We start from the raw sequence: 21021 nt of genomic DNA on the forward strand, positions 1-21021 counted from the left end.
TTGCAAGGACTCAGCTCAATATGGAGACCGTTCCCAAGTATTTCAAGGCGCGTGACAGATTGTCGCTGTCCAGGCTGTCCAACCAGTGCAAATCGCTCCAGCTGCGCAGCCAGGTGAACTGGCGCTTCGCCAATTGGCGCGTGGCAATGATGCCGCGCTCCTGCATTTCGGCTGACGTCAGCTTGCCATCCAGATGATCCCAGACTTGGCGATAGCCAACAGCACGTATCGAAGGCAACCCAGCATGCAGATCACCTCTTGAACGCAGTGCTACGACCTCGTCCACAAACCCCTGTTCCAACATAATTGTGAATCTTTGTGCAATTCGCTCATGCAGCACCTGACGATTTGCCGGAGCAATGGCCAGATTCGCCACAGTATAGGGCAATTGTGACTGTCCAGATGCGCCTGCTTGAGCACTTTGCGCAGTTTGTTTCAGCCTATGTTCAGTCATGGTCTGGCCGCTCACGCGCCAGACTTCCAGGGCCCGGGTGAGGCGCTGGGGGTCGTTGGGATGAATGCGCGCGGCGGACACCGGATCAATAGCCGCCAACTGGTCGTGCAGGGCTTGCCAGCCAAGGCGTGCAGCTTCTTCCTCAAGCTCGGCACGCACCTGGGCGTCGGCCGGCGGCATATCCGCCAGGCCTTCCTGCAAAGCCTTGTAATAGAGCATCGTACCGCCCACCAGCAGCGGAATATTGCCCCGCGCGGTGATTTCGGCCATGGCGGCCAGGGCATCGGTACGGAAATCCGCTGCGGAATAGCTCTCGGACGGGTCGATGATGTCAATCAGCCTATGCGGATGCTCGGCCAACAGCGCTTTGGACGGTTTGGCAGTGCCAATGTCCATGTCCCGGTAAACCAGTGCAGAGTCGACACTGATCAGCTCGCACGGCAACACCTTGGTCAGCTCGATAGCCAGGTCGGTCTTGCCGGCGGCCGTGGGGCCCATCAGGAAGATGGCGGGGGGCAAGGCACTCATCAACGGCCGCGCAAGAACAGTTTGTCCAGATCGTCCAGGCCCATCTGGGTCCAGGTCGGTCGGCCATGGTTGCATTGCCCGCTGCGCTCGGTGTTTTCCATGTCGCGCAGCAGGCCGTTCATTTCCGGCAGGGCCAGGCGGCGGTTGGCGCGGATCGCACCATGACAGGCCATGGTACCGAGCAGTTCGTTGATATGCGCCTGGATGCGGTCGCTGGTGCCATATTCCATCAGATCAGCCAGTACGTCGGCGACCAAACGGTTGGCCTCAGCCTGCTTGAGCAGTGCGGGAATCTGGCGGATAGCCAACGTTTCCGGGCCAAGGCGTTGCAGTTCGAAGCCCAGTTTCTGGAACACGCTGTGGTGTTCTTCGGCGCAGTCGGCCTCGCGCTGGCTGACCGCCAGGGATTCGGGCACCAACAGGGGTTGGCCGCTGAGACCTTCACTGGCCATGGCGATCTTCAGGCGCTCGTACATGATCCGCTCATGGGCGGCGTGCATGTCCACCAGCACCAGGCCGTGGGCGTTTTCCGCCAAAATGTAGATGCCCTTGAGCTGGGCCAGCGCATAGCCGAGCGGCGGAATATCACCACCGCCCTCCGGCAACGCGACAGCGCCCGGCTCGGCACCCGGCAGCGGCGCGAAGAACTCACGATAGGCCGCCTGGGCCTCAGCTACCGGCACCGTCGACTGCGGACGCGGCGTGTATTGATACTGATAACCTGCGCCTGCCCCGGAACCCGGCGCGGTATAAGCCGGTTGTGGCTGTGGCGACTGCAGCAGGTTGGCCGCCAGGCTCATTTCGCCCTGAGGACCGAACTCGCCGGCTTCCGGACCACTCGGGCGCACAACGGCCGTCACGATTGGCGCAGACAGCTGATCATCCGGGCGCACATCGCCCAGGGCGCGGTGCAAGGTGCCATACAGGAAGTCATGCACCATGCGCCCGTCGCGAAAGCGCACTTCGTGTTTGGTCGGGTGCACGTTGACGTCGACCACCGACGGATCGACCTCAAAGAACAGTACAAATGTCGGATGGCGACCGTTGAACAACACGTCGCGATAAGCCTGGCGCACCGCGTGGGCCACCAGTTTGTCGCGCACCGCACGGCCATTCACAAAGAAATACTGCAAGTCCGCCTGGCTACGGGAAAACGTCGGCAAGCCTACCCAGCCCCACAGCCGCAAGCCGTTGCGTTCGATTTCAATCGGCAGCGCCTGCTCCAGGAAGCCCGCGCCGCAGATTGCCGACACACGCCGAGCACGGGCGGCATCGTCATGGGCTTCGTGCAGGCTGAGGATAGTCTTGCCGTTGTGGCGCAAATGGAACGCCACGTCGAAGCGCGCCAGTGCCAGGCGCTTGATGACTTCTTGCAGGTGATCGAATTCGGTTTTTTCGGCCTTGAGGAATTTGCGTCGCGCCGGGGTGTTGAAGAACAGGTCGCGCACCTCAACCGACGTACCCACCGGGTGCGCCGCCGGCTGGACCCGAGGCGCCATGTCGCGGCCTTCGGTTTCCACCTGCCACGCCTGCTCGGCGTCGCGGGTGCGGGAAGTCAGGGTCAGGCGCGCCACGGAGCTGATGGAGGCCAATGCTTCACCGCGAAAGCCCAGGCTCATGACCCGTTCAAGGTCTTCCAGGTCGCGAATCTTGCTGGTCGCGTGACGGGCCAAGGCCAGCGGCAGGTCATCCGAAGAGATGCCACTGCCGTCGTCGCGCACCCGCAGCAGCTTGACGCCGCCTTGCTCCACGTCGACATCAATGCGTTTGGCACCCGAGTCGATACTGTTTTCCAGCAGTTCCTTGATCACCGATGCCGGGCGCTCAACGACCTCGCCCGCCGCAATCTGGTTGGCAAGGCGCGGACTGAGCAGTTCAATGCGTGAACCGCTGTTCAGAACTGATTCGCTCATTACTGCGCCGCCAATTCAGTGCCAGGAATGGTCAATACCTGACCGACTTTCAACTCATCGGTTTTCAGGTTATTGGCGCTGCGCAAGGTCGCGGCCGAGACCTGGAAACGCACGGCGAGCATGGCCAGGGTGTCACCGGGCTGCACGCGATGGTCGCGCGGGCCCTGGGCGATTTTCCCGGAGTCACGCAGCCAGGCGATGTAGGTGCCCGGTGGCGGGTTCTGCTGGAAGAATTGACGAATACCCGCGCTGATCGAGCGGGCCAGGGCCTGCTGGTGGCCGGCACTGGCCAACTTCGAGGCTTCGTTGGAGTTGGAGATAAACCCGGTTTCCACCAGGATCGATGGAATGTCCGGCGACTTCAACACCATGAAACCCGCCTGTTCCACGCGCTGTTTGTGCAGCGAGGTCACGCGACCAATGTTGCTCAGAACCTTCTGGCCGACGTTCAAGCTGGACGTCAGCGAAGCGGTCATCGACAGGTCGAGCAGTACGCCGGCGAGCATTTTGTCCTTGTCATCGAGGGACACGTTGCCCGCGCCGCCAATCAAGTCGGAACGGTTTTCACTGTCGGCCAGCCAACGTGCAGTTTCGGATGTAGCACCGCGGTCCGACAGGGCAAACACCGAAGCGCCAAAGGCGGCGGCCGAGGGTGCGGCGTCGGCATGGATCGACACAAACAGGTCAGCGCCCTTCTTGCGGGCGATTTCGGTACGGCCGCGCAACGGAATGAAGTAGTCGCCGGTACGGGTTAGCTCGGCGCGATAGCCTTTCATGCCATTGACCTGACGCTGCAGTTCACGAGCGATGGCCAGTACCACGTCTTTTTCGTGCTGCCCGCGCGAGCCGGATGCACCCGGGTCTTCACCGCCGTGGCCGGCGTCGATCACCACGATAATGTCGCGCTTGCCCGCAGGCGCTGGCGGCGGCGGTGGCAGCTTGACCTGTGGTTGCGACGGGTTGACGGGCACTGCCGGCACGGTCGCAACACTTGGGGTTGGCGCAGGCGGCGGTGCGGCATCGGCGGCGTTGTCGAACAGGTCGACCACCAGCCGATTGCCGTATTGGGCGTTCGGCGCCAGCACAAAACTTTTCGGGGTCACGGCCTTTTTCAGGTCGATGACCACACGCAGATCGGTCGGCGTGCGCTGAGCCGAGCGCATCGACGTAATCGGCGTATTGGCGGTGGAGACTTTCAGCGGCGCGGCCAGGGTCGCGCCATTGATGTCGATCACCAGGCGATCGGGCGCCGTCAGGGTAAAGACGCTGTGCTGGACCGGGCCAGACAGGTCGAACACCAGTCGCGTGTTATCCGGCGCTCGCCATAGGCGAACACTTTTCACCTGTGAAGCAGCCAGAGCATTGAAAGTCATTGCCGCAAGCAACACCCCTACGACAGCAACCATCGCGCGAAAGCGCATACCTAACCCCACCAATTTTATTTGAATTCCAATGCCAGAGCAGCGCACCACGACTCACCGCGCGCACTCTGGGGCAACAACTTCAGCTGACGTCCGTGATCGTGCGGCGTAATGGTAATGGTCAGGTCCGGCTTTGGCAAAAAGCCTGTGCCTTTATCTGGCCACTCGATCAGGCACAACGCATCTTCGTCAAAGTAATCACGGATGCCCATGTACTCCAGCTCTTCGGGATCTACCAGGCGATACAGGTCGAAGTGGAAGGCGCGAACATCACCGATCTCGTAAGGTTCGACCAAGGTAAACGTAGGGCTTTTTACCGCCCCGGCGTGACCCAACCCACGAATAATCCCGCGGGACAGTGTGGTTTTCCCGGCCCCCAAATCGCCCTTGAGAAAGATCAACCCGGCACCGGCCGTAACCTGGGCAATGCGATTGCCGAACGCGACCATGGCGTCTTCATCCGCCAGGAAAAGGGTTACTTCAGACACGGCGACTGCTCCTCCAGCAATTGACGAATGGCAGGTATCAGGTCGCTGGCAGCCAAGCCGCGCCCAAAGGTGCCCTGGCGATCCCCCGCCGTGGCGTGCAGCCACACGGCCAGGCAGCTGGCTTCATAAGCGGGCATGCCTTGGGCAAGTAATGCGCCCACCAAGCCACTCAGGACGTCACCCAAACCGGCGGTGGCCATCGCCGGGTGGCCTTGGTCACATCGCAAAACACGTCCGTCCGGGCTAGCAATCAAACTGCCAGCACCCTTGAGAATAGTCACTGCATTGAATTTCTGGCTCAACGCGCGCGCCACCTTAAGGCGATCGGCCTGAACCTCGACTGTCGTGATGCCCATCAAACGCGCCGCCTCGCCAGGGTGCGGCGTAATCACGCTGTTAGCGGGAAGGCTTACGCCGCCCGTGGCCAACTGATTCAACGCATCTGCGTCCCAGACTTGCGGCTGCGAGGCATTGGCGGCGACGGACAACAGGCTTTTACCCCAGGACGCAGCGCCCAGGCCCGGGCCGATGACAATGACTGAGATCTTTTCCAGCAGCCCCATCAACTGGTTGGCCGAACTCACGCCGACGGTCATGACTTCCGGCAAGCGCGCCAGTGCGGCCGGCACGTGTTCTGGCCGGGTCGCCAGGGACACCATGCCCGCGCCACTGCGCAAGGCGCTTTCTGCACTCAACAGTGCCGCGCCGCCAAAGCCTAGGTCGCCGCCAATGACCAGCAGGTGACCGAATTGGCCTTTATGGGCGTCCGGGGCGCGCGCAGCGAGTTGCGGCAAATGGCCGTGCAACAGGGGCTGTACGTCGGTTATTGCGTGTTTTGTCTGCGGCATGCGTCTTCAAGCTCCGATGTCTGGCAGAATTATACCTATCTAACCTGCGGTTTCCCTTGTCTCATGCCTGCCATCACCACCGATCTGCCCGCCCTCGCCCAATCGATCAAAGACTGGGGCCGTGAACTGGGCTTTCAACAAGTCGGCATCAGCGGCCTGGACCTGGCCGAGCATGAGCAGCACCTGCAACGCTGGCTCGACGCGGGCTACCACGGCGAGATGGAATACATGGGCGCCCATGGCAGCAAACGCTCCCATCCCGATGAACTGGTGCCGGGCACTCTGCGCGTGGTGTCGCTGCGCATGGATTATCTGCCAGGCGATACCCAAATGGCGCAACTGCTGGCAAAGCCAGAGAAAGCCTACATCTCCCGTTACGCCCTGGGCCGGGATTATCACAAGCTGATCCGCAAACGCGTGCAGCAACTGGCTGACCGCATTCAGGCGCAGATCGGCCCGTTCGGCTTTCGCGCCTTTGTCGACAGCGCGCCGGTGCTGGAAAAAGCCATCGCCGAACAGGCAGGCCTGGGCTGGATCGGCAAAAACACCCTGGTACTCAATCGCAAGGCCGGCAGTTATTTCTTCTTGAGCGAACTGTTTGTCGATTTGCCCCTGCCGGTTGACGCCCCTCACACCACCGAGCACTGCGGCCGCTGCACGGCCTGCCTGGACATCTGCCCCACCAACGCCTTCGTCGGCCCCTATGTACTGGATGCACGACGCTGCATTTCCTACCTGACCATCGAGCTCAAGAGTGCAATCCCGGAAGACCTGCGCCCCCTGATCGGCAATCGCGTGTTCGGCTGTGATGACTGTCAGATCGTTTGCCCGTGGAATCGTTTCGCCCGCGCTACCGACGAAGGTGATTTCAAGCCACGGCATAATCTGGATAACGCAGAGCTGGCTGAACTGTTTATGTGGGACGAGGATAAATTCCTCAGCAGCACGGAAGGCTCACCGCTACGCCGCGCCGGTTATGAGCGCTGGCTGCGCAACCTGGCTGTGGGCCTGGGCAATGCGCCGTCGAGCATTCCGGTGCTGGAAGCCTTGAAGGCGCGCCGCGATTACCCCTCGGACCTGGTGCGCGAACACGTGGAGTGGGCGCTGAACCAACACGCTACGCGCTAGTGCACGTCGTCGTTGTAGACGAATTTGGGCATTTCCCAGTGAAAACGGATCGCCAGCAGGCGCAGTAGAAAGCCGCTGAACAAGGTGAGCAAAATTGCCTGCTCGCTGGGCAGTTCCAGGTACAGGCACAGCATGTAGAACCAGGCGGCGAGGAACGACACGCTGGCATACAGCTCACGACGGAAGATCAGTGGGATGTCGTTGCAGAAGATATCCCGCAGGATGCCGCCGAAAACCCCGGTGATGACGCCGCTGACCGAGGCCACCAGCATGCCGTGGCCCATTTCCAGCGCCGTCATGCAGCCAATCAAGGTGAAGGCCACCAGCCCCACCGCATCCAGCGCCAGGAACAGCGAACGCAGGTGACGCATCAGCGGCGCAATAAAGATCGTCACCAGCGCGGCGATCGAGGTCAGCACCAGATATTCCGGGTGCTTGACCCAGGTCAGCGGGTAATGCCCCAACAACACATCACGCACCGAACCGCCGCCCAGCGCCGTGACGCAGGCGATCAGCACCACACCAAACCAGTCCATGCCGCGCCGACCGGCGGACAAGGCACCGGTCATGGCTTCGGCGGTGATGGCGATGAGGTAGAGCATCAACAGCATGATGGCGATCCTTGCAAAGAGGCCGGCAGTCTAATCATTTGCTGGTAGCACCAAAAGAGGGCGCCAGGCGAAAGACCGCGTCGGGCCCTTCGCGAGCAAGCCCGCTCCCACATTTAACCGAGTTCCACCTTTGGAATGCAGTCGAATGTGGGAGCTGGCTTGCCTGCGATGGCGTCAGTTCTGACGCCCCAATCATCAAGCCTTGATGAAATGCTTGCGATAATGCTGCAGCTCGGCGATCGATTCGCGGATATCGTCCAGTGCCAAGTGAGTGCTGCCTTTATGGAAGCTGTCCTTAACTTCCGGCGCCCAGCGTGCGGCCAGCTCTTTCAAGGTGGACACATCCAGGTTGCGATAGTGGAAGTAGCTTTCCAGCCCCTTCATGTGCGTATAAAGGAAGCGGCGGTCCTGGCAGATGCTGTTGCCGCAGATCGGCGACTTGCCCTTGGGCACCCATTTTTCCAGGAAGGCGATGGTTTCGGCTTCAGCTTCAGCCATGCTGATACGGCTGTCGCGCACGCGCTGGGTCAGCCCGGAGTTGCCGTGGGTGCGGGTGTTCCACTCGTCCATGGTGGCGAGTACGGCGTCGCTGTGGTGGATGGCGATCACCGGACCTTCAGCCAAGGTGTTGAGGTTGCTGTCGGTGACAATGGTCGCCATCTCGATGATGACGTCGGTGTCGGGGTTCAGACCGGTCATTTCCAGATCGATCCAAATCAGGTTCTGTGGGTTTTGCATGGCTTGATTCTCTTGGCACCTTAGCGTAGCTGCGCAGTTTAGCAGGCGGGGCCGTGCTAGACTCGCGACCGTTTTACCCAACCTTTGCATTATCGACACGGAACACCAATGGCCAAACGCCAGCTCAATCGTCGCCAAAACTGGCGCATCGAAAAGATTCAAGGTGAACGCGCCGCTCGCGCCGCCAAACGTGAATCCTCCGCCGTAGAAGCGCTCGAGGGCGGCGACCTGGGCCCCGAACAAACGGGCCTGGTGATCGCACACTTTGGTGTGCAGGTCGAAGTCGAGGCGCTGGAAGGCGAACTCGCGGGCTCTGTTTCCCGTTGCCACTTGCGCGCCAACCTGCCTGCGCTGGTGACCGGCGACAAGGTCGTGTGGCGTGCCGGCAACCAAGGCATCGGCGTAATCGTCGCCCAGTTGCCACGCACCACCGAACTGCGTCGGCCTGACAGCCGCGGGCAGCTCAAGCCGGTGGCCGCCAACGTCGACATGATCGTGATCGTGTTCGCGCCGCTGCCCGAGCCACATGCCAACCTGATCGACCGCTATTTGGTTGCAGCCGAGCATGCCGGCATTCGCCCGTTGTTGCTGCTGAACAAATTCGACCTGATCGACGAGCAGAACGCCCCGGCGCTCAATGCGTTGCTGGCGGTCTATCGCACCCTGGGTTACCCGGTGCTGGAAGTCTCGGCGCATCACGGCAACGGCATGGAACAGCTGCAACAGCAGTTGGACGGCCGCATCAGTGTGTTTGTCGGCCAGTCGGGCGTGGGCAAATCGTCGCTGGTCAACAGCCTGCTGCCGGAAGTCGACACCCGTGTCGGCCCGCTGTCGGAGCTGTCCGGCCAGGGTACCCACACCACCACCACCGCACGGTTGTTCCATTTCCCCGGCGGCGGTGAACTGATCGACTCCCCAGGCATTCGTGAATTCGGCCTCGGCCACGTCAGCCGCAGCGATGTGGAAGCGGGCTTCATCGAATTCAACGACCTGATCGGCACCTGCCGCTTCCGCGACTGCAAACACGACCGCGAGCCGGGCTGTGCACTGCTCAAGGCCCTGGAAGATGGCCGCGTACAGCAGCAGCGCATGAACAGCTATCGTTCGATTATTGCGAGCTTGCCCGAGAGCAGTTACTAAACTGCAGAGACAAAAAGGCCGCGATCATCGCGGCCTTTTTGCATGCGGCTTACGAGCCGGGCGCCGGTGCAGGCGCCGTAGGATCTTTCACCCCGCCATCATCAAACAGGTTCAGCTTCTGCCGCAGCTCATGGGCCGGCAACGGCTCCTGCCCTGGTGGAATGGCGTTCGGATCAGCCGGCACTTCGCCTGGCGCACCTGCACCTTGGGTCGGTGCCGATGGGGCCGCGCCTTGATCGCCTTCGATCGCACGCTGGGCTTTTTTGGTCAGCACCACGATATCGATCCGACGGTTGATCGGGTTGAACGGGTCCTTGGGATCGAACAGCTGCGAGGAGGCAAAACCCACCACGCGCGCCACTTGCGGGTCCGGATAGCTGCCCGCCACCAGCGCACGCCGGGCAGCGTTGGCGCGGTTGGCCGAAAGCTCCCAATTGCCGAAGTCGCCCTGGCCTGCATACGGCTTGGCGTCGGTGTGACCACTGATGCTGATCTTGTTCGGCACCGCTTTGATCGTGTCGGCCATGGCCAGCAGGATGTCTTCAAAGTACGGCTTCAAACGCGCACTGCCGGAGTCGAACATCGGCCGGTTGGCGGCGTCGGTGATCTGGATGCGCAAGCCTTCCGGCGTGATCTCGAAGGAAATCTGATCCTTGAATTTCAACAGCTGCGGGTTTTCTTCAACCTTGGTCTGCAGTTCCTGCAGCAACAACTCGAGACGCTCTTTCTCGACCTGCTCGGCCATGCTCTCGACAGTGTCGCGCTCGATCGGGATGTTTTCCTGCGGCGATTCGGTCTTGACCTCGGGGTTGATGGTGCGCTCAGGCGCCAGCTGCGGCGAGCCGCCCAGGTCAATCACAAAGGGCGTACCACTCTCCGAAAAGCCTATCGGGTCTTTGAAGTAACCGGCGATGGCGATTTTTTGTTCCGGCGTAGCGGTCGACATCAACCACAGCACCAGAAAGAACGCCATCATCGCCGTCGCGAAGTCGGCGAAGGCGATTTTCCATGCGCCACCATGGTGCCCCGCAGCGAAGCGCTTGACGCGCTTGATGATTATCGGCTGGTTGTTTTCCATGGTTTAGCGACCGCGAACCGCTTGTTCCAGCTCGGAAAAACTTGGGCGATGTTTCGGGTACAGCACCTTGCGCCCGAACTCCACCGCCAGCGATGGCGGCATACCGGACGCCGAAGCCACCAGGCACGCCTTGATCGCTTCGTAGAGGTTGACCTCTTCCTTGGCATCGTGGGCCAGGCAGGTAGCGAGCGGGCCAAAGAAACCATAGGCCGCCAGAATACCGAAGAAGGTACCGACGAGGGCCGCACCCACGTGCATGCCAATGGCCTTCTGGTCGCCTTCGCCCAGGGACGCCATGGTCACCACAATACCGAGCACCGCCGCGACAATACCAAACCCAGGCATGGCGTCAGCAACGCCGGTCACGGCGTGCGAAGGGTGTTCCAACTCTTCTTTAAGGCTGAACAGCTCCATGTCGAACAAGCCTTCCAGCTCGTGAGGCGCCATGTTGCCGGAGGACATGATGCGCAGGTAATCACAGATGTAGGCGGTCATGCGCTCATCTTTGAGCACGGCCGGGTACTTGGCGAAAATAGGGCTGGCGGCGGCGTCTTCGATATCGCCTTCGATGGCCATCATGCCTTCGCGGCGGCTCTTGTTGAGGATCTCGAATATCAGACCCAGCACTTCCAGGTAGAAGGTGTGAGAGAAACGCGAGCTGAACATGCCCAGCGACTTCTTGATCACATGCATGGTCATGTAGCCGGGGTTGGCCTGCAAGAATGCACCCAAGGCCGCACCGCCGATAATCATCACTTCGAAGGGCTGGATCAGCGCAGCAATTTTACCGTGGGACAGGACGTACCCACCGAGCACGCTTGCGATGACGACGATGATGCCGATAATTTTAGCCATAGGGGATTGGTACTTGCGCCGTCGGGTTCATGGACATATTGAGTGCAGCCGAAAACTCTTGTTCTACTTATCGGCAAAACTGCGCCAGACTATAGCCCGTTAAGGCGAAAAGCCAATTCGGCCCGTTCCGGGCGTGTTGAACGCAAGTGATGATCGCGCCCCAATCATGGCAAATGAAACGACAGTACCCACTGCAAAACCCACCACACTCGCCGCTTGGATCAAGCGTCTGGACGACGTGCCGCTGCCCGTGCCTCAGGCCAGTCACGAGCGCGTGTGCAAAGCCATTCGCGACAGCCGCAGCTCATTGCGAGACATTGCCGAGCTGATGCAAAACAGCCCGGCGCTGGTGCTCAGCGTGATGCGCGAGGCCAACAGCCATACGCACAACAGCATGGCGGAACCGGCGGAAAATCTCGAAGTGGCGCTTAACCGTCTCGGTTTGAAACGCGCCGAAGAACTGCTGGCGCGACTGCCCTCGGTTCCAGCCAATGAAATCCCCTTGGCCCTGCGCCAACTGCTGCTGGTGAGCCAACACGCGTCCCAGCAAGCCAGCGGTTTGTTCGCCAGCCGCCTGGCGCGTTTGTGGCAAGACATCCACTGGGGCAGCCTGCTGTTTCTGTCCCCGCTGTGGCCATTGGCCGTCGCGTATCCCAAGCTCCTGGAAGAATGGGAACTGCGGGTTATCCATAAAGGCCAGTCGGCTTACAAGGTCGAGCGGGAGCTGTTCGGTGTGCGCCTGCTGGACTTGTGCCTCGGTTTGACCGAAGCCTGGCACCTGCCGATCTGGGTCTCCCAGGGCTATAACCTGCTGCTGACCGAGCAGCGCTTGCTGGTCAAGGCGCTGCACATCGCCCGTGAAGATGACGCGCTGCGCCAGCAGCAATTACTGGATGCCGAACCCAACCTGCGCCGCTGGCTCAACCAGCCGGCGAACACCGTGCTGCTGGCCAACGGCCTGGCGATGTCGGCCCAGGAATCGTGGACCTGCCCGCACACCGAGCGCTGGCAATACCTCACCGCGCTGTACGTGCAGGAGCCGTTGAGTGACGTGCAGCAGCAGGTTCACCAGCAAGCGGTGGCCAGCGCCCGCACCACCCTGATGCCCGATCTTTGGCACCCGGCGCTGTCACTGATCTGGCCGTGGCATGTACAGAAAATTCATCGCGGCTTGTTGCCGGCACCGCCGCCCACCGCCGAAGCATTGGCCGTGTGGCGCAAGCGCTGTACCGAATTGCTGGTCGAGCCGAGCCGCTTTGCCAACGCCATGCACCTGACTACGTGCGCCAAAGAAGCCCTGGTCGCCAGCGGCATGCAACGGGTGTTGCTGTTTATGGCGGACCGCGCCCTGAGCACCTTGCGCGTGCATCAAGCCGACGGTTTGCCCAGGGACGCCGCGAACTTGAGCCTGGATGTGGTCAACAGCACGCTGCTGCAGCGCCTGCTGGAAAAGCCCGCCCAGGTGCGCCTCACGCCGGACAATCACGCGCAGTTTTCCGCGCTGTTACCGCCGGTCCTGCGTCGCCTGTTTACCGGCGAACACCTGCTGTTGCGCTCCCTGAGCTGTAACGGTCGCGTGGTGATGCTGATGGTCGCCGACCAGGGCGGCGGCCCCTTCTCGGAAACCACCGTGCAGGCGTTCGGCAAAACCGCCCAATGCATCGAGAAAGCGCTGCACAGCTTTACCAACCGCAGCGCCTGATGCTTGCGCTACAATCGCCCTCCTTTATCGCCAACATTTGTGCCCAGGAGACCTCACATGCCTGACTTCTCTGGCTTGCCGCTGGTGATCGAATCCAGCGACCTGCTCGGTCAACTGGATGCCGAACACCTGATTCTGGTGGACCTCACCAGTGCCGCCCGCTACGCCGAAGGGCATATCCCCGGCGCGCATTTCGTTGACCCCAAGCGCACCCAACTGGGCCAACCGCCCGCGCCGGGTTTGCTGCCGAACAAGGCAGACCTGGAAAAACTGTTCGGCGAACTGGGGCACACCCCGGATGCCACCTACGTGGTCTACGACGACGAAGGCGGCGGCTGGGCCGGGCGTTTTATCTGGCTGCTCGACGTGATCGGACACCAGAAATACCACTACCTGGACGGCGGCCTGCTGGCGTGGCTGGACGGCCAACACCCGGTATCCACCGAGGTACCGGCCCCTGTCGGTGGCCCGGTCAGCCTGACCTTGCACGACGGCCCCACGGCCACGCGCGAATACCTGCAAAGCCGCCTCGGCGCAGCCGACCTGGGTATCTGGGACGCACGCGGCCCGCTGGAGTATTCCGGTGAAAAGGTCCTCGCCGCCAAAGGGGGTCACATCCCCGGCGCGGTGAACTTCGAATGGACCGCCGGCATGGACAAGGCGCGCAACCTGCGTATCCGCCGCGACATGCCGCAAATCCTCGAAGACCTCGGCCTGACCAAAGACAAAGAAATCATCACCCACTGCCAGACTCACCACCGCTCTGGCTTCACCTACCTGGTGGCCAAGGCGCTCGGTTATCCGCGAGTCAAAGGTTATGCCGGTTCCTGGGGCGAATGGGGCAACCACCCCGACACCCCCGTTGAGATTTAAGGTTTAAGGACACTTAATGAAAAAGCAGTTGTTTATCCTCAGCCAATACTTGCTGCCGCACCACTTGCTGTCGCGCCTGGCAGGCTGCGTTGCCGAGTGCCGCGTGCGCTGGTTCAAGAACGCCTTCACCAGCTGGTTCGCCAAGCGCTACCAAGTGGACATGTCCCAGGCGCTGGTTGAAGACCTGACCGCCTACGAGCATTTCAACGCATTCTTCACCCGTGCATTGAAAGACGGCGCCCGCCCGCTGGACCAAACCCCAGGTGCGGTACTGAGCCCGGCCGACGGTGCCGTCAGCCAGCTTGGCCCGATTGAACACGGCCGCGTATTCCAGGCCAAGGGCCACAGCTTCAGCGTGCTGGAACTGCTGGGCGGCGACGCGGCACTCGCTGCACCGTTTATGGGCGGTGATTTCGCCACCATCTACCTGTCGCCGAAGGACTACCACCGCGTGCACATGCCGCTGGCCGGCACCCTGCGCGAGATGGTCTACGTGCCTGGGCGGATTTTCTCGGTAAACCAGACCACCGCCGAAAACGTGCCTGAGCTGTTTGCACGTAACGAGCGTGTTGTCTGCCTGTTCGACACCGAACGCGGCCCGATGGCGGTGGTGTTGGTCGGTGCAATGATCGTTGCGTCGATTGAAACGGTATGGGCCGGGTTGGTTACGCCGCCGAAGCGCGAGCTGAAAACCTTCCGCTATGACGAAGCCGCCCGCGCGCCGATTCACTTGGAAAAAGGGGCGGAACTGGGTCGCTTCAAGCTGGGTTCGACCGCGATCGTGCTGTTCGGGCCGGATCAGGTGAAGTGGGCTGAAGAGTTGGTGGCGGGTACGCCTGTGCAGATGGGCCAGGGCATCGCACTGCCGAAGGCCTGATTCAAAGCCGGTTGAAGATCAAAATGTGGGAGCGGGCTTGCTCGCGAATGCGGTGTGACAGTCAATAGAGATACCGACTGATCTACCGCATTCGCGAGCAAGCCCGCTCCCACTTTGACCAGGGTGCTTCAGTTATTTCGGCTTACAGCTGACCGTCGCGGTCACGCAGGCCCAGCAGGTACAGCACGCCATCCAGCCCCAAGGTCGAAATCGCCTGCTTGGCCGATTGCTTGACCAGCGGCTTGGCGCGAAACGCCACACCCAAGCCGGCAATCGCCAGCATCGGCAAGTCATTGGCGCCGTCACCGACCGCAATGGTCTGTTCCAGACGCAAACCTTCCTTGTGGGCCAATTCCTTCAGCAGATCCGCCTTACGCTGAGCGTCGACAATCGGCTCGACGGCCACGCCGGTCACCTTGCCATCCACCACTTCCAGCTCGTTGGCGAACACATAGTCGATGCCCAGCTTGGCCTGCAACTGCTTGGCGAAGTAGGTAAAACCGCCCGACAGGATTGCGGTCTTGTAGCCCAGGCGCTTGAGTTCGGCGAACAGGGTTTCGGCGCCTTCGGTCAGGCGCAGCGAAGCACCGATGGAGTCCAGCACGCTGACATCCAGGCCCTTGAGCAATGCCAGGCGCTCCTTGAAGCTCGCGCGAAAGTCCAACTCGCCGGCCATTGCGCGTTCGGTGATGGCGGACACCTGCTCGCCCACGCCGGCAGCCTTGGCCAACTCGTCGATGACTTCGGCTTCGATCAGGGTCGAGTCCATATCGAACACCGCCAGGCGGCGGTTACGGCGGAACAGCGAATCTTCCTGGAAGGCGATATCAACATTCAGCTCCTGGGCCACGCTCAGGAACTCGGCGCGCAGGGCTTGGGGATCAGCCGGCTCGCCGCGCACGGAGAACTCGATACAGCCCTTGCCCTTGTCGGCCGGCGTGTCCAATGGCATGCGACCCGACAAACGGTCGATATGGTCGATATTCAGACCGTACTGCGCGGTGATTGAGCTGACGCGCTGCAATTGCTCGGCCGTCACCTTGCGAGTCAGCAAGGTCACGATGTGGCGCTTTTTGCCCTGGCCGTCGACCCAGTGTTGGTAGTCCGCTTCGGAGACCGGGGTGAAACGCACCTGTTGATCCAGCTTATACGCCGTAAACAGGATGTCCTTGAGTACAGAAGACGCCTGTTCAGTGCTCGGGATTTCCACGAGAATCCCGAACGACAAGGTGTCGTGGATCACCGCCTGGCCGATGTCGAGAATGCTCACACCACCCTGGGCCAGAACACCGGTAATGGCTGCGGTGAGACCCGGGCGGTCTTCACCTGTGATATTTATCAGGACAATTTCGCGCAAAGCGCACCCCCAGGCTGGAAAAAAACCGCATTCTACCCACTTTCAGTGACCATCGGGCACAGGCAGCGCTTTGCCGGTTCTAGGCCTGTCGCTATACTGCGCGTCAACTTCACGGACCAAGAGCCGAGCGCAAGTGAACCGGCCCACGCCAGTAAAAACCGATAACTTCTTCCTGCTGATCTTCCGGGCACTGCGCCACCGCCGTGTACCGATCGCATTACGCATCGCCAGCCATAACGTGATCCTGGTCGCTCTGGCCTTGGTGATCTACGCCTGCGTGATGGGTTTGCAGTTCAAGCAGGCCATGCACGAGCAAGCCGACGCCCTGGGCGAAAGCTTGACCACCCAGACCGCCACCTCGGCGACTGAGTTGCTGGTGTCCAACGACATCCTCAGCCTCAACGTGCTGCTCAATAACCTGACCAAGAACCCGCTGGTGGCTCACGCTGCTATCTATAGCGTGGACAACCGGATCATGGCCGAAGCCGGGCAGCGCCCGAAAAACGGCCTGCTAGGTGAAGCCGAAGGCCTGTATCAGAGCAATATCACGTTTCAGGACGTGAAAGCGGGCCAACTGCGCATCAGCCTCGACATGCAGCAATTCCAGCAGCCGATGACCATCAGCCTGCAAAGCATGGGCATTCTCAGCGCGATCCTGCTGGCATTGGCCCTGGCCTTGAGCTTGCGCCTGGGTCGGCACATCTCCACGCCGCTGATGCAACTGCGCATCTGGCTGCGCGACATCGACGAACACACCCCGGCCACCGACCGCCAGGATGAGATCGGCGACCTCGCCCGCCAGCTTCACGCCAGCTTCGCCCCGGAACCCGTCATCGTGCCAAAGGCTGAACCCGAGCCTGAATACGACGACACCGATTACGACGACGAGCCCGAGTTTGAAGTGCGCGACCTACGCGACCCAGGCTTTGACGAAAGTGCACCGGTGGCCGGCCTCAAGCCTGCCACACGCCAGGTGATCAAGGCCGAAGAGGATGAACTGGATGATGAAGATCCGTTCTCTGACCTGCGCGACACCTCGGCCGCCGCGCCCGTGGTCGCACCAAAGCCTGAGCCGGTGAAAAACACCGAGCCGCAGCACAGCGCCGTATTGGCTGTGCAGCTGGGTGCCCAGGACCAACTGCGCCGCCTGCCCCGCGCCCGCCTGACGGAATTGCTGGAACGCTACCGCGACTGCCTCGACCAGGCCGCTTCGCTCTATCAGAGCGAACTGCACACCCTGAACGATGGCAGTACGCTGATGCTGTTCCACAGCGAAGACAGCGGCGAAGACTACCTGACCAACGCCATCTGCTGCGGCGAACTGCTGCGCGCCCTGGGCCATGCCCTGCAGATTGAAGTCGCGGACAGTGGCATCACGTTGCAATTGCAATTGGGCCTGACGGTGGGTGACGATCTGTTCGGCATGAGCCAGATCGACCTGCTGCTGACCGAAATTGCCCAGGATGCACTGGCCTTGTCTCAACACAGCCGCAACCTGCTGCTGGTGGAGCGCAAGATCAGCGAAGATGCACTGATCCGCCAGCGCGCACGTATCCGCCCGATTGCCAGCCCTGAAGGCGCAAGCTGTGTGGAGCGGTTGATGGAACCGTACCCGTCGATGCTTGAGCGCCAGTTGGCGCGGATGCATGAGACCCGTACCAAGCCCTAACCAACACCGATGGATCAATGTGTGAGGGGGCTTGTTCCCGATAGCAGAGTGTCAGTCAGCACATGCATTGGCTGACCCACCGCTTTCGGGAGCAAGCCCCCTCCTACATTTGGTCTGTGCCAAGCTTCGAATCCCAGACAAACAAAAAGGCCCGCTGAGTCAGCGGGCCTTTTTTGTGGGTCGGTTTCAGGTCAGAACCTGAACACTTCCATATCCGTACGAATCGGCGTTGCCATCGGCATCTTTGGCTTTCCCGGCGCTGCCGGCTTGGCCTGAGCCGGGGCCTGCTTACGCGGCGCCTCGGCAACCGGCGGCTGATTAGCCAGCGGCTTGAGCGCCACCGACAACTGCTGCGCCAAATGCTGCAACAGCACGCCCTGGGCCTGGACCTGGGACGCGGTGGTGCCGGTGTGTTCTTCCTGCAGATGCACGATACGGTTATCGCGCACTTGCCCACGACGGTCGATCAAACGCCACTGCGCATCCAGGATCGCCGGCTGCGAAGCCCCCGAGTCGAGCCGGGTAATCGTCAGCAACACCTGCACGTCCGGGGTGAAGCCGGTTGGCGCCGGCGCAAGCACCACACGCTGGCTGTCGAGATGGCCTGCAACCTGGCGCAGCATCAGTTGGTTGATATCGGACGACAAACTGCCCGCCCAACGGCCATCTGTGGAACCTTGCAGGCTGCCGTCGTTCTGACGTTGCAGCAGGGTTTCACGTTGCAGGTAATCGGCAACGACGACCGGGCCAAGCAATACGGCCATACCCGCCGTTTGAGCGGGCTGAGCCGGACTTCCGCTGTCCAGCTGGTACAGCGACACAGGCTGGTGTGTGCTGCAACCCGCCAGCCCCAAAAGGCCAGCGAGCATCAAAATTAAAGGAAGGCGTGGAGCAGTCATCATCCCATCCAGGTGGCTGCCACAAGGCGAACCACAATGTAATACTAAAAATAACCTAAACACGCTCGGCCACGCCGGCGCTGGAAAGGCCATATCATCCGTGAATATGCGCCCTGACTCCAGCGCCAAAGCGTCGATCTACGCGTTAAATCGTAGATCGAGGGCTCTAATCGGCCTTAAACAGGCGTTTCCACCAGCAAAGCATCCACTCGCTGGAAACCCCGCGGCAGTTTGTTACCGCGTCGGCCACGCTCTCCCTTGTAGTGTTCAAGGTCGTCAGGGCGCAACGACAGCGTTCGCTTGCCAGCCTGGAGCACCAGGGTCGAGCCTTCCGGGATCACGGCGATGTCGGTCACGTACTCTTCGCGACTGGCCACACGCTCCCCGGGAATCCCGATTATCTTGTTGCCCTTGCCTTTGCCCAACTGCGGCAAGTCGCTGATTTTGAACACCAGCAAACGCCCCTCGGTGGTCACCGACGCCAGCCAGTTGCTCTCGCGGTCGTCCACGGTGCGCGGCAGGATCACCTTGGCGTTGTTCGACAAGCTCAACAATGCCTTGCCCGCCTTGTTCTTGGCCTGCAGGTCTTCGCCCTTGACCACAAAACCGTAACCCGCATCGGAGGCGATCACATACAGCGAATCATCGTCCGGCAGCAGTACGCACTCAAAATTCGCCCCCGGTGGCGGTGTGAGGCGCCCGGTCAGTGGCTCGCCCTGGCCTCGTGCCGATGGCAAGGTGTGCGCCGGCACCGAATAACTGCGCCCGGTAGAGTCGATAAACACCGCAAACTGGTTGGAACGCCCGGCCGCAGCGGTCTTGAAACCATCACCCGCCTTGTAGGAGAGGCCGGTGGCGTCAATATCATGCCCTTTGGCGGAACGAACCCAACCCTTTTCCGACAGAACGACGGTAATTTTCTCGTTAGGTAGCAGCTCGGTTTCTGTCAGAGCTTTGGCTTCAGCGCGCTCGACGATTGGCGAGCGGCGATCATCGCCATAGGTTTCGGCGTCTTTGATCAGCTCACTGCGCACCAGCTTCTTGAGTTTGGCTTCGCTGCCCAGCAGGGCTTGCAGCTTGGCTTGCTCTTTGAGCAGTGCATCTTGCTCGTCACGCAGCTTCATTTCTTCCAGTCGCGCCAATTGGCGCAAGCGGGTATCGAGGATGTAGTCGGCCTGGATTTCGCTCAGCTCGAAACGCGCGATCAGCTCGGCTTTCGGGTGCTCTGCAGTACGGATGATGTGGATCACTTCATCCAGGTTGAGGTAGGCAATCAGCAAACCGTCCAACAGGTGCAGGCGACGCTCAACCTTGTCGAGACGGAATTGCAGGCGGCGACGCACGGTCTGCACGCGGAATTCCAGCCACTCCACCAGCAGGTTGCGCAGGTTTTTCAGCTGCGGCTTGCCGTCCAGGCCGATGATGTTGACGTTGACCCGGTAGCTGGACTCCAGGTCGGTGCTGGCGAACAGATGCTGCATCAGCACTTCGTGGTCGACGCGGCTATTGGTCGGGATGATCACGATGCGGCATGGGTTTTCGTGGTCAGACTCGTCACGCAGGTCAGCAACCTGCGGCAATTTCGACGGTTTGGCCTGCATCAGCGCGGCGATCTGTTCCAGCACCTTGGCACCGGACACCTGATGCGGCAGCGCGGTGACGATAATGTCGCCATCTTCGATGTGATAAACCGCGCGCATGCGCACCGAGCCCTTGCCGGTCTCGTACATCTTCAGCAGGTCGGCGCGCGGTGTGATGATTTCCGCTTCGGTCGGGTAATCCGGGCCCTGGATATGCTCGCAGAGTTGCTCGACCGTGGCTTTGGGCTCGTCCAGCAAGCGCACGCAGGCGGTGGCCACTTCACGCAGGTTGTGCGGCGGCACGTCGGTGGCCATGCCGACCGCAATGCCGGTGGTGCCATTGAGCAGGATATTCGGCAAACGCGCCGGCAACACCAGGGGTTCGTCCAGGGTGCCGTCGAAGTTCGGCCCCCAGTTCGCGGTGCCCTGCCCCAACTCGCTGAGCAGCACTTCCGAATAACGCGACAGGCGCGCTTCGGTATAACGCATGGCAGCGAAGGACTTGGGATCATCCGGCGCACCCCAGTTACCCTGCCCGTCCACCAAGGTGTAGCGGTAGCTGAACGGCTGGGCCATCAGCACCATGGCTTCATAGCACGCCGAGTCGCCGTGAGGGTGGAACTTACCGAGCACGTCACCGACGGTACGCGCCGACTTCTTGTGCTTGGAATCAGCGTCCAGGCCCAACTCACTCATGGCGTAGATGATGCGCCGTTGTACCGGCTTCAAGCCGTCGCCGATATGCGGCAAGGCACGGTCCATGATCACGTACATGGAGTAGTTGAGGTAGGCATTTTCGGTGAAGTCAGCCAGCGATCGGCGTTCTACGCCATCTAAGCTGTCTGCGAGGATGTCACTCATG

Annotated in this window: 18 protein-coding genes; 6 read left to right on the plus strand and 12 right to left on the minus strand. The window is 61.1% G+C overall.

The window, feature by feature from the left end:
* Positions 1 to 10: 10 nt before the first annotated feature.
* The 5 genes from miaA to ACLBW8_RS11405 are packed head-to-tail and all read right to left on the minus strand — an operon-like array spanning position 11 to position 5652.
* Positions 11 to 982: a tRNA (adenosine(37)-N6)-dimethylallyltransferase MiaA gene (gene miaA / locus ACLBW8_RS11385; protein ID WP_064450405.1), complete on the minus strand. Its 972-nt coding sequence runs from the start codon at positions 980 to 982 to the stop codon at positions 11 to 13.
* Entirely contained in the window at positions 982 to 2895 is a 1914-nt protein-coding gene (mutL, locus tag ACLBW8_RS11390) for a DNA mismatch repair endonuclease MutL (RefSeq protein WP_410524778.1), read from the minus strand. The genes miaA and mutL overlap by 1 nt, the downstream gene beginning before the upstream one ends.
* The gene (locus tag ACLBW8_RS11395; protein ID WP_064450403.1) at positions 2895 to 4316 is read right to left on the minus strand and encodes an N-acetylmuramoyl-L-alanine amidase; all 1422 of its coding nucleotides are present in this window, start codon (positions 4314 to 4316) and stop codon (positions 2895 to 2897) included. The genes mutL and ACLBW8_RS11395 overlap by 1 nt, the downstream gene beginning before the upstream one ends.
* A 17-nt stretch (positions 4317 to 4333) precedes the next feature.
* A complete protein-coding gene (tsaE, locus tag ACLBW8_RS11400) occupies positions 4334 to 4804 on the minus strand; it encodes a tRNA (adenosine(37)-N6)-threonylcarbamoyltransferase complex ATPase subunit type 1 TsaE (protein ID WP_064450402.1) in 471 nt (156 codons plus the stop codon).
* Positions 4792 to 5652, minus strand: coding sequence for an NAD(P)H-hydrate dehydratase (locus ACLBW8_RS11405; RefSeq protein ID WP_447805386.1), 861 nt, complete (start codon positions 5650 to 5652; stop codon positions 4792 to 4794). Before ACLBW8_RS11405 ends, tsaE begins: the two co-directional genes overlap by 13 nt.
* A gap of 63 nt (positions 5653 to 5715) precedes the next feature.
* On the opposite strand from ACLBW8_RS11405, the gene queG reads away from it, so the two are divergent.
* A complete protein-coding gene (queG, locus tag ACLBW8_RS11410) occupies positions 5716 to 6780 on the plus strand; it encodes a tRNA epoxyqueuosine(34) reductase QueG (protein WP_064450400.1) in 1065 nt (354 codons plus the stop codon).
* On the opposite strand, the gene ACLBW8_RS11415 is transcribed toward queG, so the two are convergent.
* Positions 6777 to 7394 carry a trimeric intracellular cation channel family protein gene (locus tag ACLBW8_RS11415; RefSeq protein WP_169875734.1) on the minus strand — a complete coding sequence of 206 codons (618 nt, stop codon included), beginning with the start codon at positions 7392 to 7394 and terminating at the stop codon, positions 6777 to 6779. The genes queG and ACLBW8_RS11415 overlap by 4 nt on opposite strands.
* Before the next feature lie 192 nt (positions 7395 to 7586).
* Positions 7587 to 8129 (minus strand): oligoribonuclease, encoded by a 543-nt coding sequence (orn, locus tag ACLBW8_RS11420; protein ID WP_003171343.1) that lies wholly within the window; start codon positions 8127 to 8129, stop codon positions 7587 to 7589.
* 108 nt (positions 8130 to 8237) lie between these two features.
* Here orn and rsgA point away from each other — a divergent pair, with 108 nt between their 5' ends.
* Complete coding sequence (gene rsgA, locus ACLBW8_RS11425; protein WP_003171340.1) at positions 8238 to 9269, plus strand: small ribosomal subunit biogenesis GTPase RsgA; 1032 nt, start codon at positions 8238 to 8240, stop codon at positions 9267 to 9269.
* Between the two features lie 49 nt (positions 9270 to 9318).
* On the opposite strand, the gene motB is transcribed toward rsgA, so the two are convergent.
* Both motB and motA read right to left on the minus strand, forming a co-directional pair.
* Complete coding sequence (motB, locus tag ACLBW8_RS11430; RefSeq protein ID WP_064450399.1) at positions 9319 to 10347, minus strand: flagellar motor protein MotB; 1029 nt, start codon at positions 10345 to 10347, stop codon at positions 9319 to 9321.
* Positions 10348 to 10350: 3 nt separating this feature from the next.
* Entirely contained in the window at positions 10351 to 11202 is an 852-nt protein-coding gene (motA, locus tag ACLBW8_RS11435) for a flagellar motor stator protein MotA (protein ID WP_064450398.1), read from the minus strand.
* A 166-nt stretch (positions 11203 to 11368) separates the two neighbouring features.
* On the opposite strand from motA, the gene ACLBW8_RS11440 reads away from it, so the two are divergent.
* The 3 genes from ACLBW8_RS11440 to asd are packed head-to-tail and all read left to right on the plus strand — an operon-like array spanning position 11369 to position 14654.
* Positions 11369 to 12904, plus strand: coding sequence for an HDOD domain-containing protein (locus ACLBW8_RS11440; protein WP_447805387.1), 1536 nt, complete (start codon positions 11369 to 11371; stop codon positions 12902 to 12904).
* Positions 12905 to 12961: 57 nt separating this feature from the next.
* Positions 12962 to 13777, plus strand: a complete 816-nt coding sequence (gene rhdA, locus ACLBW8_RS11445) for a thiosulfate sulfurtransferase (RefSeq protein ID WP_262666873.1) — start codon at positions 12962 to 12964, stop codon at positions 13775 to 13777.
* Between the two features lie 16 nt (positions 13778 to 13793).
* Positions 13794 to 14654 (plus strand): archaetidylserine decarboxylase, encoded by an 861-nt coding sequence (gene asd, locus ACLBW8_RS11450; protein WP_064450395.1) that lies wholly within the window; start codon positions 13794 to 13796, stop codon positions 14652 to 14654.
* Between the two features lie 142 nt (positions 14655 to 14796).
* Here the strand turns inward: asd and serB are convergent, their stop codons facing one another.
* Positions 14797 to 16011: a phosphoserine phosphatase SerB gene (serB, locus tag ACLBW8_RS11455; RefSeq protein ID WP_064450394.1), complete on the minus strand. Its 1215-nt coding sequence runs from the start codon at positions 16009 to 16011 to the stop codon at positions 14797 to 14799.
* Between the two features lie 133 nt (positions 16012 to 16144).
* Between serB and ACLBW8_RS11460 the strand changes: the two genes are divergently transcribed.
* A complete protein-coding gene (locus tag ACLBW8_RS11460; protein WP_447805388.1) occupies positions 16145 to 17680 on the plus strand; it encodes an AhpA/YtjB family protein in 1536 nt (511 codons plus the stop codon).
* Between the two features lie 191 nt (positions 17681 to 17871).
* Here ACLBW8_RS11460 and ACLBW8_RS11465 read toward each other — a convergent pair whose 3' ends face one another.
* Together ACLBW8_RS11465 and parC are read right to left on the minus strand one after the other, a co-directional pair.
* Positions 17872 to 18582: a PqiC family protein gene (locus ACLBW8_RS11465; RefSeq protein WP_447805389.1), complete on the minus strand. Its 711-nt coding sequence runs from the start codon at positions 18580 to 18582 to the stop codon at positions 17872 to 17874.
* 173 nt (positions 18583 to 18755) lie between these two features.
* Positions 18756 to 21020 carry a DNA topoisomerase IV subunit A gene (gene parC / locus ACLBW8_RS11470; RefSeq protein WP_447805390.1) on the minus strand — a complete coding sequence of 755 codons (2265 nt, stop codon included), beginning with the start codon at positions 21018 to 21020 and terminating at the stop codon, positions 18756 to 18758.
* Position 21021 lies beyond the last annotated feature (1 nt).

The sequence above is a fragment of the Pseudomonas sp. M5A4_2d genome, assembly GCF_053345295.1.